At 53.0% G+C, this 13,960-nt stretch carries 9 protein-coding genes; 2 read left to right on the top strand and 7 right to left on the bottom strand.

Features of this window, described 5'->3' with window-relative positions; all coding sequences use genetic code 11:
- Positions 1-3: 3 nt before the first annotated feature.
- The 6 genes from NM686_RS09020 to trhP all read right to left on the bottom strand — a co-directional run bounded on the left by NM686_RS09020 (position 4) and on the right by trhP (position 5,914).
- Positions 4-1,782: a hypothetical protein gene (locus NM686_RS09020; RefSeq protein WP_255187551.1), complete on the bottom strand. Its 1,779-nt coding sequence runs from the start codon at positions 1,780-1,782 to the stop codon at positions 4-6.
- A gap of 489 nt (positions 1,783-2,271) precedes the next feature.
- Complete coding sequence (locus NM686_RS09015; RefSeq protein WP_407942374.1) at positions 2,272-2,682, bottom strand: RNA-binding S4 domain-containing protein; 411 nt, start codon at positions 2,680-2,682, stop codon at positions 2,272-2,274.
- Entirely contained in the window at positions 2,663-3,022 is a 360-nt protein-coding gene (locus tag NM686_RS09010; RefSeq protein ID WP_255187549.1) for a rhodanese-like domain-containing protein, read from the bottom strand. Before NM686_RS09010 ends, NM686_RS09015 begins: the two co-directional genes overlap by 20 nt.
- 40 nt (positions 3,023-3,062) lie before the next feature.
- The gene (gene ispH, locus NM686_RS09005; protein WP_255187548.1) at positions 3,063-4,019 is read right to left on the bottom strand and encodes a 4-hydroxy-3-methylbut-2-enyl diphosphate reductase; all 957 of its coding nucleotides are present in this window, start codon (positions 4,017-4,019) and stop codon (positions 3,063-3,065) included.
- Between the two features lie 37 nt (positions 4,020-4,056).
- Positions 4,057-4,542, bottom strand: a complete 486-nt coding sequence (gene rraA, locus NM686_RS09000) for a ribonuclease E activity regulator RraA (RefSeq protein WP_255187547.1) — start codon at positions 4,540-4,542, stop codon at positions 4,057-4,059.
- Between the two features lie 16 nt (positions 4,543-4,558).
- Positions 4,559-5,914 carry a prephenate-dependent tRNA uridine(34) hydroxylase TrhP gene (gene trhP, locus NM686_RS08995; RefSeq protein ID WP_255187546.1) on the bottom strand — a complete coding sequence of 452 codons (1,356 nt, stop codon included), beginning with the start codon at positions 5,912-5,914 and terminating at the stop codon, positions 4,559-4,561.
- Between the two features lie 330 nt (positions 5,915-6,244).
- Between trhP and NM686_RS08990 the strand changes: the two genes are divergently transcribed.
- Positions 6,245-9,502, top strand: coding sequence for a PAS domain S-box protein (locus tag NM686_RS08990; RefSeq protein WP_255187545.1), 3,258 nt, complete (start codon positions 6,245-6,247; stop codon positions 9,500-9,502).
- A 110-nt stretch (positions 9,503-9,612) separates the two neighbouring features.
- Positions 9,613-12,354 (top strand): pyruvate, phosphate dikinase, encoded by a 2,742-nt coding sequence (gene ppdK / locus NM686_RS08985; RefSeq protein WP_255187544.1) that lies wholly within the window; start codon positions 9,613-9,615, stop codon positions 12,352-12,354.
- Positions 12,355-12,568: 214 nt separating this feature from the next.
- Here ppdK and NM686_RS08980 read toward each other — a convergent pair whose 3' ends face one another.
- Positions 12,569-13,762, bottom strand: a complete 1,194-nt coding sequence (locus NM686_RS08980) for a diguanylate cyclase domain-containing protein (protein ID WP_255187543.1) — start codon at positions 13,760-13,762, stop codon at positions 12,569-12,571.
- Positions 13,763-13,960: the final 198 nt, after the last annotated feature.

Genomic DNA, 13,960 nt, shown 5'->3' with positions numbered 1-13,960 from the left:
AACTTAATGCAACTTGTTTAAAAAATCAGCCTCGATCCGGCAGCCGCCCAGGTCCGGAAAGTCGGTAATGTTTTGTTCGAAATCGCGAAACGTCGGATGCTGAAACGCCAGCCGGGCAATTTTGCCTTGAACCAGTTCGAATTCCAGCGCCCCACCCTTTTCCCGCAGACTGCCCGGCTTGGTGGCAAACAACAAAATGCCAATGTTGACCAGCGGCCGACCTTGTTCTTGCGCGGGCCTCACGCAGCTATAGCTGTCGACCGACAATCCCATCATCACATCGGCCAGTTGGGCCGCGTTGATCACAACACCGTCGTTGGCGATCGCCGGCACCTGAAGCAAGGTTTCCAAGCCGAAATTGCCCAAATGGTTTTGCAGCAGCACACTGCCATTACCGCCTTTCTCATTGAGCAATAGCGGATACAACTGTCTAGCCATTTCGTCCTTATCGGGGTGACTCAAGGCTGCCAGTAATTGTCGTCCCGCCGATTGCACCGAACTGATCACATCTTCTTTTTTTTGCCGGTTGCTGCTCAAGTCATCCCAATCCTGCTCCGTATTGACCGGCAGGCGCATGCTCTTCATCACCGTATAATCTTCCTTGGCCAGGCATCCCGAGAAATCCTTGCTGCGATATTGCTCCAATACGCGCGGACGAATCGCATCGGCCATAGCCCTCTGCGGCGAAATATTGAAGTTTTTCCAATCCGCCGATTTGTTGAGGAAATAGAACAGCACGGCGTTTCTATCGAATTTATTGAAGCCCAAGTCCTTCATGACCAATTTCAAGCGACGGCATTGACTTTCGACGGCGTCATAGTTTTGCCAGTCCGGGTTCAAATTCGGCTTTTCAGTTTGCATGGCTTGATCGATGACTTGCTGCAAAGGCACTTCGCCCGTGGCCGTGTGAATCGGCACACGCCAGAGCTCATCCAGAGACAAATCATGCGCATCGGGCATGCCATCCACTGCCGATTTGAGCAAAAGCGACGGCACCCATTCCGGATAAACGCGCATTTCACCCAACAACTTGGTTTCCGTCGCCCAGATCTTCAAGCCAGCATCGACCACCTCGTAAACGGGCAGACGGCTTTGATTCTGGCTGCCGCCACTACTGGTCAACATTACGCCGCTGGGCAATGCGTGGGTTTCCGAACTGTATTTCGCCGACGACGATGGTTTGTTCACCGCCGGTTGGGCCGCGGTAGCTTCGACCCAGCTACCCGCCAATTTTCCCATCAAAGCCACCCCGGTTCCGACGCCGGTCAAGGCCATCAAGCTGCTGGCCGCATTGATGTCTCCCACCAATTGCGACAGATTGGCCTCGTGGTTATTGCTGGTCAAAAAACGATACTCGAGCAAGGTATCCTTGGCCAGATCCAGCCTAAGCCAGGGTGTCAAATAGGCTTTTTTGGTCTCCAGCTTGTAATTGCATTTACCCGTCGTGGCTTGGTACAGAAAACCGCTGGCCTCGCGCTTGAAGCGCAAAGGCTCGTTTTGGATGTTGAATAGCAACGCGGCTGACATATCTCCGGTCTCGTAAGAGGCGCCTACGTCGCTGCACCCTCCTTTCAGGGAGTTGTCCCCCTTAAATTCAAACTCGGAAACCAGTTGCACATAATAGTCATCGGCCGTTACCGACGCCTGTCCTTTTAACGGCGGCAAAATCGATGTTTCGGTTTTAGGATAGTCGACGACGATTTGTCGACTGGTAGCGCAGCCAGACAGCGTAACACCGCCCAGCAAGGCAAAATGGATCAATAAAGCGTAACGTATCGACATGAAAATCTCTAATGATGTGGCACACAATTCCTCGCAAGCCCCTTCACTTGGCAGGAATCTTGTTGAAGATGATAAATTGACGCGCAAATTGTAGCTATTGTTTACGGGCCTCAAGCAACTATTTACACCCCCAACCGCCACCGGCCTTCCAACCCTGGCAAAAAGCCCACTGCCTGGTTTGGAGAAATTTTGGAGCGTACTCCAGGCATGTTCAAGTCGAGTCCCTCTCGCCCGGCGCCCTGGCGTTTAGATGAAAAAAAGCCAAAAAACTTTTTCACAACCGAACCGCTTTGTCTCGATCAGCACCCGATGTTTATCGGCGTTTGTTACCGTATCGCCCGTCAAATGCAAACCCAAGCCGATGCACGCGTCGAGTCATTGCATAAGGAAGAACATGAAATAACCTATGCAAGCATTCGGTGTAGGTGCGAATTAATTCGCACCTACCAATGCCGAGATTATTTCTCACACATTCCCAACCATCGTCACTCAACTCATATCTTGTCTGAAACGATGTATTTGCCGGCGTTGCTTTTTGTTGGGTTTTCGTTCGCGTTCGGATGGAGGGAGTAAAGCTTGTTGCTGCTTGCGCAACTCTATTTGTTGCTGCCTTTTGGCGGCGCTGGCCTCATCCTCGTGATAGAGCAATGCCGCTTCTTTGGCGGGCCTGCGCTGTTTGTTTAGATCGGTAACTTCAATGTCCCAGGTGTATTGATCCTTACTGACCGTAATGATGTCACCGACTTTGACGTCTTTTCCGGGCTTGCAGCGATGACCGTTGACATGAACCTTGCCGCCATTGACGGCATCGGCCGCCAGGCTGCGCGTCTTGAAAAAACGCGCAGCCCACAACCATTTATCGATACGAATCGCCTGCTCTTCAGCCAAGCGGCAAACCATTCTCCGCCCAGGCTTTGAATCCGCCGGCCATGCTGACCGCCTTTTCATAGCCCAGTTGGTTCAATGCATGGGTCGCCAGCGCGGATCGTCCGCCGGTTTGGCAATAAACCACGATAGCCGATTGCTGTTTGCCCTGAAACTCGGGGTATGTGTCTATTTTAAACTCCAGAACGCCGCGTGGAATATTGATTGCACCGGGCAAATGGCCCGCGGAATATTCGGCCGGCTCTCTCACATCGAGAATCAAACTGCTACCCAACTGGCTTTGCGCGGTAACGGTATCGATTTCCTTGATCTGTTGCTTGGCATTTGCCACCAAGTCTTGCGCGGTAATGGTCATGAAACCTCCGTTGACGATTTATGGAATTCGCTTGATTTGATCACGCTTGCATATGTTTTTTCAACTCCTTGGGAATCGAAAAGACTACCTTTTCCTCGATGCCGCTGTTTTCTCTGACCGAAGTGGTTTCGCCGCCCCATGCCTTCAGTTGATCGATCACTTCCTGCACCAACACTTCCGGTGCCGAAGCGCCCGCGGTAACACCGACTACTTCAATTCCCTCCAGCCACTCTTGCTTCAAATCCTGGTAAGTATCGATCAAATAAGCGGGTTTACCGAGTTGCACGGCGATTTCACGCAAACGGTTGGAATTCGAACTATTGGGAGAGCCGACAACCAAAATCAGGTCGGAAATCTTGGCCAGATCATGCACCGCATCCTGACGGTTTTGCGTCGCGTAACAAATATCGTCCTTTTTTTGCTCCTTGATGGACGGAAATTGTTCGCGTAACGCATCCACCATGACCTTGGTGTCGGTCATCGACAAGGTCGTCTGCGTCACATAGGCCAGATCATTGGGATTGTTGACTTTCAAATTGCGTACGTCTTCCGGAGTTTCGACCAGGTAAATGCCGCCGCCTTCGGTGCATTTTTCGTATTGCCCCATCGTGCCTTCCACTTCCGGATGACCGGCGTGGCCAATCAAAATCACTTCTCGGCCCTGTTTGGCATGCTTGGCAACCTGCATGTGTACTTTGGTCACCAGCGGACAAGTCGCATCGAATACCGTCAACTGGCGCTCCTCGGCTTCTTTTTGCACCTCCTTGGACACGCCGTGCGCACTGAAAATCAAGTAGGAACCTACCGGCACATCGCTTAGCTCCTCGATGAACACCGCGCCTTTTTGTTTCAGCCCATCGACCACGGTGCGGTTATGCACCACCTCGTGCCGCACATAAATTGGCGCACCAAAGGCTTCGATGGCTTGATCGACGATTTCAATGGCCCGGTCCACGCCGGCACAGAATCCACGGGGGTTTGCGAGTACGATTTGCATATTCTTGAGTATTTTACTGGGTTAGGACAAAGCGATTTTAATCCAATTTTGTCTCGGAGACGATAATTCCGTCGCTATCGGCGTATAAATAATGATCCTTCTTGAAATTGACCCCGGCAAAGGTAATCATCAGATCGCGCTCGCCGTGATCATGCTTGCGGCTGCGCAAGGGATGAGTGTTGAGCGCCATCACGCCAAGCGGCAATTGATCGATCAATGCCGCGCCACGAATACAGCCGTAAACGACAATCCCCTGCCAGCCGTTTTCTAGCGCCAATTGGGCCAGGGTATCCCCCAATAAGGCACAACGTCGTGAACCGCCACCATCGATCACCAACACCCTGCCGTTGCCCTTTTCTTCCAGCGTGCTGCGAACCAGTGTATTATCTTCGAAAACCTTCAGCGTCGTGATCCGCCCGCTAAACAGCCGCCTGTTGCCGAATTGGCGAAACAGCGGTTCGGCAATTTGAAAATTTTCCCGATCGGCAAAGCGATCGCATAAATCGGCGGTTGCAAATGTCATTAGCATCACCTTTTGGCTAGAAATAACGCGCCAACAGCCCATATTGGCAATCGGCATCAGGCAGCGGAATCCGTACTTCATAACCCCCACCGGCGGCTTCCTGCATGGCATTGCCATATTTATCGAACATCATGTCGACAATGATGTCGCGATTGCCTTCCGGCAGGATCATTTCCAAACGGTCGCCCACCGCAAACTTGTTTTTCACGCTGACGTCAGCCAAGCCGCTTTCGGGATCATAGCTGGTAATCTCACCGCAAAATTGTTGCTGGTGACTTTTGGAATAGCCGGAAATATAGTTTTGATGTTCGTGTGTATGATGGCGTTGATAGAAACCGTCGGTATATCCCCTGTTGGCCAGATTATCCAATACACCCAATAGTTCCGGCTGGAATGGGCGGCCAGCCAACGCGTCATCGATCGCCATCCGATAAGCCTGCGCGGTGCGAGCCACATAAAAGTGCGACTTGGTGCGTCCTTCAATTTTCAAACTATCAACCCCGATTTCCACCAGTCGCTGCACATGCTCGATTGCGCGCAGGTCCTTCGAGTTCATGATATAGGTGCCGTTTTCGTCCTCCATCACAGGCAACAATTCGCCCGGACGGCCTTCCTCTTCCAGGAAATAAACATTGTCGGCCAAGGGATGGCGCTCGGCGCCGCCGCAACTGGCGGTATTGATGCCCTGATTCAAATCCGCCATCGACAATATCGAGTTTTCGGCCAATATGTAGTCGCCTTCGGCGGTTTCCTGGGCGGGTTTGGTATCGTATTTCCAGCGGCAGGAATTGGTACAGGTCCCTTGATTGGGATCGCGATGATTGAAATACCCCGACAACAGACAGCGCCCCGAATAAGCGATGCACAGCGCGCCATGCACGAACACTTCAAGCTCCATATCCGGGCATTCCTGGCGAATCTCGGCGATTTCGTCCAGCGACAACTCACGGGACAGGATGACTCGCTCCACGCCCATGCGCTGCCAGAATTTCACGCTGGCAAAGTTGACGGTGTTGGCCTGTACCGATAAATGAATCGGCATGTCCGGCCACTGCTCTCGCGTCATCATGATCAATCCCGGATCGGCCATGATCAGGGCGTCGGGCCCCATCGCAATGATGGGCGCCATATCCTTGACAAAGGTTTTGATCTTGGTGTTGTGCGGAATGACATTCGCGGCAAGGAAAAACTTTTTCCCCAATTGATGGGCTTCAGCGATGCCTTTGGCCAGATTGTCGGACAGAAAGTCATTGTTGCGGACCCTGAGACTATAACGAGGCTGCCCTGCGTACACCGCATCGGCGCCAAAGGCAAATGCGTAGCGCATATTACGAATAGTGCCGGCGGGAGAAAGAAGTTCGACGTGTTTCATCAAGAATTTGGCTTAAAACAAAAGAGGGCTAGTTTAGCAAATTTACAACGAGGACCCCCATGAATTGACCGTATCGCGAAAGGCACTCAAACAGGCGTGCCGCCAAATTGCCCCCCCTGACCGATGCAAGGCAAAATCTCTGATTTAATCGCTAGCCACGCAAGCGCAAAGAAAACCGGTATTTTGCTAAAAATCTCGACAGTGTTCTATCATTAAGCGAAGAAAGCGACTGGCGTAACAACCTCAACTGTCCCGCCAAACATTTTATCCATGCAGCAGGATGCGAACTCTACTTCAAAAACGGCATCGGCCGGCGAGCCCATAAAACCCATGACTCTCAAGCGTCGCTTCCATCTGTTAATCGGCTCCGCCTTGGCTCTGGGGTTTTTCGTATTTGGCTTGCTCGCTTATCAAAACGAAAAAAAAGAAGCCGAGGCAAATTTGCTAGCGTCCGTCGAACACATCCGCAATCTGTTGATGTCCACCCGCCGGGTCTATCATCATCAATTCATAGACAGCGGCTTACCGCTCAACGACGAAACCCTGGGATTTCTACCGGCCCATGCGCTGGGACGGATTTCGAACGATCTGGCAAACTGGGACAAAACCGGCTTTTCCTTCAACAACGTCAGTGATCAAGCACGTAATCCGCAAAACCAGGCCGACGCCATCGAGATGGCCGCCATAGACTACTTTCGCCAATATCCTCAAGACGAACTGCGCTTCGTCCCCTTCACGGACAGCAATGGCAAAGCTTTTTACCATTATGCCCGCCCGATCTGGGTCGAAACCTATTGCCTAAGCTGCCACGGCGAACGACATAAGGCCCCTGATGCGGTACGCCAGCGTTATAACGCCGCTTACAATTATCAGGCCGGTGAATTACGCGGCATACTCAGCATCAAGATTCCAGCCGCCACCCTACAGGAACAACTTCAGCACAAATTTCTTTTTACGTTAAGCTGGAGCGGCAGCACATTGGTATTGCTCTGGCTATTGATCGGTTTTCTGGTACGACGCCATATTTTGCAGCCACTCAGCGCCTTGCGGGACGGCATAGGCGCATTGACCTCAGGCAACTATGCCGGCAACCTGAGTAATCTGCCGGACGAATTTGGCGCCATTGGCCGGGCGTTTGACAGGATGGCAACCAGCTTGACCGAGCAAAGACAGCATCTTGCCGCCTCCGAGCAGCGTTTTCGCTTGCTGGCGACCACGGCGACCGACGCCATCATTCTGGCCGACGACGAAGATCGCATCCTGTTCTGGAACAAGGGCGCTGAACATTGTTTTGGTTACACGCAAGCCGAGATGCTCGAACGCCCCATCCGCAACATCATTCCCGAGCGTTTTCGGGAGCAGTATCAATCCGCATTGCACGGCATTCGGGCTGACGGGGATTCGAGCCATCATTTTGGAGGAATATTCGAACTGGCCGCCTTGCACCGAAACGGCACCGAGATACCGGTGGAAATCGCCCTCAACAGTTGGCTGGGCGAGGGAAAACAGTACTTCGTGACCATCCTGCGCGACATCAGCGAACGCAAACGCATAGAACATGCATTGCGCGAAAGTGAAAATCGCTTTCACCACATCGCCTCGCTGACCAACGATCTGATCTACTCATGCTATCGGGCCGAGGATAGACTGTTTCGCTTTCACTGGATAGGCGGCAATGCCGAAAGACTGTTCGGCTATAGCATCGAGGAATTAATGGCGCGTGGCTGTTGGCGTTCCTTCGTCGTCAACGAAGACCAGCCTTTGTTTGCCACCCACGTGACCAATCTACTCCCCGGAGAATCCAGCGGAACCATCCTGCGCATCAGGCATCGCGACGGTTCGCTCCGCTATCTTTGCTGCCATAGCCAAGTCGAGGAGAACGGTGAACACGGATGCCATCGGCTATTCGGGGCCCTGCAAGACATTACCGAGCGTAAAAATTTCGAAGTCTCGCTGCAAGAAAGCGAAAACCGTTTTCGCAGCCTAGCCAATTCCGCGCCCGTCCTGATCTGGGTCGCGGAACCCGACAAACGCTGCAGCTGGTTCAACCACACCTGGCTCGAATATACCGGTCGCAGCCTGCTGCAGGAATACGGCAACGGTTGGCAGGCCGGTATTCATCCGGAGGATCTGGATTACTGTCTCGATACTTATCGCGCGCGTTTCGATACCCGCATGCAGTTTCAGATGGAATATCGCTTGCGTGGACGCGATGGTGAATACCGCTGGTTTATCGATGTCGGCAAACCGCGCTACGACGAGCACGGCCAGTTTCTTGGTTATATCGGCATGTTGACGGGCATCGACGAACGCAAACAGATCGAAGCAGCCATGCATTTTCGTCAATTCAGTCTGGATCATTGCGGCGAAGAAGTTTTCTGGATAGACCAAAATGGGCGCATTCTCGATGCCAACCTGGCCGCCTGCCAAAAGCTCGGCTTTACGCACGACGAAATTACCCAACTGACGGTAGCGCAGGTAGATGCCGATTTTCCGTTTGCGGAATGGCCCCATCATTGGCTTGAACTGAAGCGGCGCAAAAGCCTGCGCTTCGAATCGAAACATCGGCACAAGAATGGCCATGTATTCCCGATCGAAGTTGTCGCCAATTATTTCGAATACGGGGGTAAGGCGTACAACTGCGCCTTGGTCCGCGACATTTCCGAGCGCAAGACCTTCGAAGATGCGCTGAAGGAAAAAACCGATTTTTTGAATACCATCCTGAATAGCGAACCCGAATGCGTCAAGGTGCTTGACCAGGATCTGCAATTGCTCGAAATGAACCAAACCGGCTTGAAGCTGCTGGAAGTGGACCATATCGGCGCGGCGCGTCAATATGGCTTGATCAACTTCGTGCTGCCTGAATTCCGGCCTGCGTTCAAAAAGCTGCATGGCCAGGTGTTTCAGGGAAAAACCGGCACGCTGGAGTTCATTATCGAAGGCCAACGCGGTAGCCGATATTGGATGGACATGCATGCCGCGCCGCTGTTCGACGAAAACGGCAAGGTCAAGGCCATGGTCGCGGTGACGCGCGACATCAGCGACCGTATTTCCTTGCTGCAAGAACTGGAATACCAAGCACAAATCGATTTTTTGACCGGCCTCGCCAATCGCCGCCATTTTTTGGCCTTGGCCGAACAGGAACTATCCCGCTCCCAACGCTATGACACCTGGGTATCGCTGCTGATGATGGACATAGACTTTTTCAAAAACATCAATGACAGTTATGGCCACAAAGCCGGTGACCAAGTCCTGCAAACCCTGGCCGGCGTTTGTAAAAGCATGCTGCGCGAGATCGACGTCATCGGTCGCATGGGCGGGGAAGAATTTGCCATTTTGCTACCGGAAACGACCGGCGAACGCGCGGTCAGCGTAGCCAATCGCCTACGGCATGAACTCGAGAACACCCGCGTCAGCATCGCCGATCAAAACACGCCGATTCAATTCACGGTATCGATAGGTGTTGCCACATTGGCGACACCTGAAGCCACGCTGGAAAGCATGCTGCAGGAAGCCGACAAGGCCCTTTACCTGGCGAAAAATAGCGGGCGCAATAAAGTCTTCGCGGCTTTTGATCCGCGTGAATAACCCGAAATTGACCAAGGTTTTGGCCTTGGCATGAAACAAAATCATACAAGCCAGGCCGGCCTGTTTATAATCCGATTTAACCGCTCCATAACTCTGACCTAAGGTAGACGATGAACCCGAAATACAGCTTCTCATTCAAAAATGGCGACGGAAAAAACAAGGCGTTATTAGGTGGTAAAGGCGCCAACCTTTGCGAGATGACGCAAATGGGGCTCAATGTTCCGCCCGGTTTTGTGATCACCACCGCCACTTGTCTGCAATATCTGGAAAACAAGCAACTGCCCGCCGACTTGATGGACGAAGTGCGCCAGCAAATCGCCGATATCGAACAAGAAACCGGCAAGCAATTCGGTGGCAATAGCGATCCTTTATTGGTGTCGGTGCGCTCCGGCTCCGCCATTTCGATGCCGGGCATGATGGACACTATCTTGAATCTGGGTTTGAACAAGCAAACCCTGGCGGCGATGATAGAGATGACCGACGATCCGCGCTTTGTCTACGACGCCTACCGCCGCTTCATTCAGTTGTTCGGTAAAGTGGCACTGGGCATAGAGGACGAAAAATTCGATTTTCATTTCGAAAACGTCAAGCGGGCCGCCGGCATCAAGGCCGACGTGGCGTTGAGCGCCGACCAACTGCAGGAAATCAGCGACCTGTTCCTGATGGTCGTGCATGAAGAAACCGGCAAACCATTTCCTGAAGACGTCTACGAACAACTGGAAATTGCCATCAAGGCGGTGTTCAACTCTTGGCTGGGCAAACGCGCGGTCGATTACCGCCGCGAATTTCACATCACGCCGGACATCGCCAACGGCACTGCGGTCAACATCGTGACGATGGTGTTCGGCAACATGGGCGATGATTGCGCCACCGGTGTCGGCTTTACCCGCAACCCCGGTACTGGTGTCAACGAAATGTACGGCGAATATCTGGTCAACGCCCAAGGCGAGGACGTGGTCGCCGGTATTCGCACACCCAAACCGGTACACGAAATGGCCAAGGAAATGCCCGAGCAATACCGGCAACTGGTCGAACTGCGCAACAAACTGGAAGCGCATTACAAGGAAGTGCAGGATTACGAGTACACCATCGAACGCGGCGTGCTGTATTGCCTGCAAACCCGTAACGGCAAAATGAACGCGACCGCGATGGTGAAAACCTCGATCGACATGGTCAACGAAGGCTTGATCAGCAAGGAACGCGCCTTGCTGCGGATCAATCCCGAATTATTGGAACAATTGCTGCACCCGCAATTGGCGGCCGATCACGGCCAACAACCCTTGGCCCAAGGCCTGCCCGCCTCGCCGGGCGCGGCATGCGGCAAATGCGTATTCGACGCCGATACGGCGGTCCGCCTGGCCAAAACCGGTGAAGACCTCATTCTGCTGCGCGAGGAAACCAAACCGGAAGACATCCACGGCTTTTTCGCCGCCCAAGGCGTCTTGACCAGCCGCGGCGGCAAAACTTCGCACGCCGCCGTGGTCGCCCGCGGCATGGGTAAAGCTTGCGTGGCCGGCGCCGAGGACATCAAGGTCGATGTGCGCGCCCGCCTAGCCATCGTCGGCGACATCCATATCAAGGAAGGCGATTTGATCACGATCGACGGCGGCACCGGCGATATTTATCTGGGCCGCATCCCGACCATCAAGCCATCCTTTTCACCAGAGCTGAAAACCCTGCTGAGCTGGGCCGATGAAAATGCCCGCCTGCGCGTACACGCCAACGCCGATACGCCGGCGATGGCTAGATTGGCCGCCGAATACGGCGCCAAGGGCATAGGCTTGTGCCGCACCGAACGCATGTTCAACGCAGTCGACCGTTTGCCGCTGGTGATCGACATGATCCTGGCGCACAACACCGAGGAACGCGAAGCGGCGCTGGCTAAACTATTCCCGATTCAACGCGACGATTTCGAGCAATTGTTCGAAGCGATGTCGCCCTACCCCGTGACCGTGCGCCTGCTCGATCCGCCGATGCACGAGTTTCTGCCCAACGAACACCAGTTGCTGGATGAAATCAATGCGCTAAAGCATTACCTGACCATCGTCAAAGGCCAGCGGGTCACGCTGGAAACTTTGGCCGGCCACCCAGAACTGCCGACGCCGTTCAATCAGCTCAATGAAGAAGTGATACTGGAAGCGATCGCGAAAAAAGAGATGATGCTGGACAAGGTACTTGAATTGTTCGAAGTCAATCCGATGCTGGGACACCGTGGCGTGCGTCTGGGCATGAGTTACCCTGAAATCTACAAGATGCAAATCCGCTCGATTCTGGAAGCCGCGGCCCGCTGCGTGAAGCAGCGCATTCCGGTCGAACCGGAAATCATGGTGCCGCAAGTCATCACCGCGCAAGAACTAAAAAAGGTCAAACAGTTCGTCGACGAAATTCAGGCCGAAGTCGAGGCGCAGTACAAAATCAGCTTGAAATTCAAATTCGGCACGATGATAGAAACCGTGCGCGCCTGCACCCGCGCCGATCATCTGGCGAAAATCGCCGACTTTTTCTCGTTCGGCACCAACGACCTGACGCAAGCCACCTTTTCATTCTCGCGGGAAGATGCGGAAAACAAGTTTTTACCGCTGTATGAGGATTCAGGCCTGTTGCAGGACAATCCGTTCGAAACCCTCGACATTCAAGGCCTGGGCAAGCTGATGAAGATGGCGGTGGAATGGGGCCGACAAACCCGTCCTGACCTCAAAGTGGGTATTTGCGGCGAACACGGCGGCCACCCGCGCTCGATTAAGTTCTGCCATGACTTGGGCTTGAATTATGTATCGTGCTCGGCACCCAGAATACCGGTCGCGCGCTTGGCGGCCGCGCACGCCAAATTGCTGGAAGCCCAATCGACCTAAAACAGCAAGCCGTCCACGAAAGGCACGAAAGTCACGAAAACGTTTTGCCTTCACCGCTAAGGGTGCCGCAATTCATGCTGATAACGTCATCACATTTTTCGTGATTTTTGTGCCTTTCGTGGACAAAAATATTTTTCCAGGATAAACAGGCCAACCTTTTACAAAGCGGCGGGCTTTCTTTCGGGCCATCCGCGCGCCCGACTTGAAAGCCTGCTCAGTCCTGATATTTTGCCACGCGATTTCTACCGGAATGTTTGGCCGCATACAAGGCTTGATCGGCTTGGTGCAACAACTCAGTGCACTCGATCTTCTCATTAGGAATCAATGTCGCCACCCCCAGACTGATCGTCACGTATTGCGATATAGGAGAACTCGGATGCGGTAAATGCATCATTTCCACCGCCATCCTCAAAATGTCCGCCAACTGCAGGATTTGCGACGCATCGCAAGCCGCCACCACGCAAAACTCTTCGCCGCCATAACGCGCAATCAAATCCCCCGAGCGTCTGAAATAGCGCCGCAAGGTGCGGGCAACCTGGCGCAAGCACTGATCGCCCTCCTGATGCCCCATGCTGTCGTTATAGGCCTTGAAATAATCGATGTCTATCATGATCATGGACAGCGGATAACGATGCCTCGTGGCGCGTTTCCATTCCCTGCGCAAAAAAGCATCGTAATAGCGCCGATTCGGCAACAAGGTCAGCGCATCCAGATAGGCCAGTTGCAGATGGTTTTCGGCCCGGGTCAGGCGCCGTGTCAATTTGGATTGCGCCCAATAGGCAATCAACAGGGCTATGACACCAGTAGCGGCGATGAAAAAATGCGACTTTTTCAGCCGTTCGAACCGGTGACCTATGAATTCATCGATATCGGAGGCAGGGATACTGACACTGATACCGCCGCCGACATCACCCATACGCTTGTCGGCAACCGCATGACATTTGAGGCACTCTGCGTCCAATTTGAGCGGTGCCATGTAACGATAATAAGGCTTGCCCTTGATGTCGGCCAATTCGGTATAAGACGGCTGTCCATTTTCAAAGGCTTTAAGCGCTTGAACTTCCCACTCGTCGGCTTTGCTTTCGGGACGAAGGGGAGTGAGACTCGTGACGTGAAACCGAATCCCGGATTGCCGTAATTGCATTTCGGCTAACTGGCGGGTCATATAAGTTGGATTGATCAGCGTCAGCGGCTTGCCATCAGGACTGACAATATCCCGATAAGGTGTGTTCAGGTAAGGATTGGGGGGATTGTGTTCACTGATCGGGGCATACACACCGCCATGGCGACTATTCCATTGTCGCATCAAGACCAGGTAATCAAAGAACATTTCCGCTTGTTTATAGGCGATTTTCTGACTGTATTGCTTGTCGTCCTCAACCTGTTGATAAAAGGAAATACCGATCATTATCAACCACAAGGCTACAAAAATTAGCAAGCTGCCTGCTTTCATCCAAGATCCAACCCTATCGAGTACATATAAAAACACTCCCTTTTGTCAACACCAAGGATTTGGTTGAAAATAATTTCCCGCACTCCGGGCACATCGTTCCCATGCTCCGCGTGGGTAAGTGGCAGTTATTTCTGACGAAATCCTTATTTAGCC

Origin of the sequence: Methylomonas rapida (assembly GCF_024360925.2) — a bacterium.
GTDB classification, from domain to species: Bacteria; Pseudomonadota; Gammaproteobacteria; order Methylococcales; family Methylomonadaceae; genus Methylomonas; species Methylomonas rapida.
This window is presented reverse-complemented; position numbering and strand designations above follow the sequence as displayed.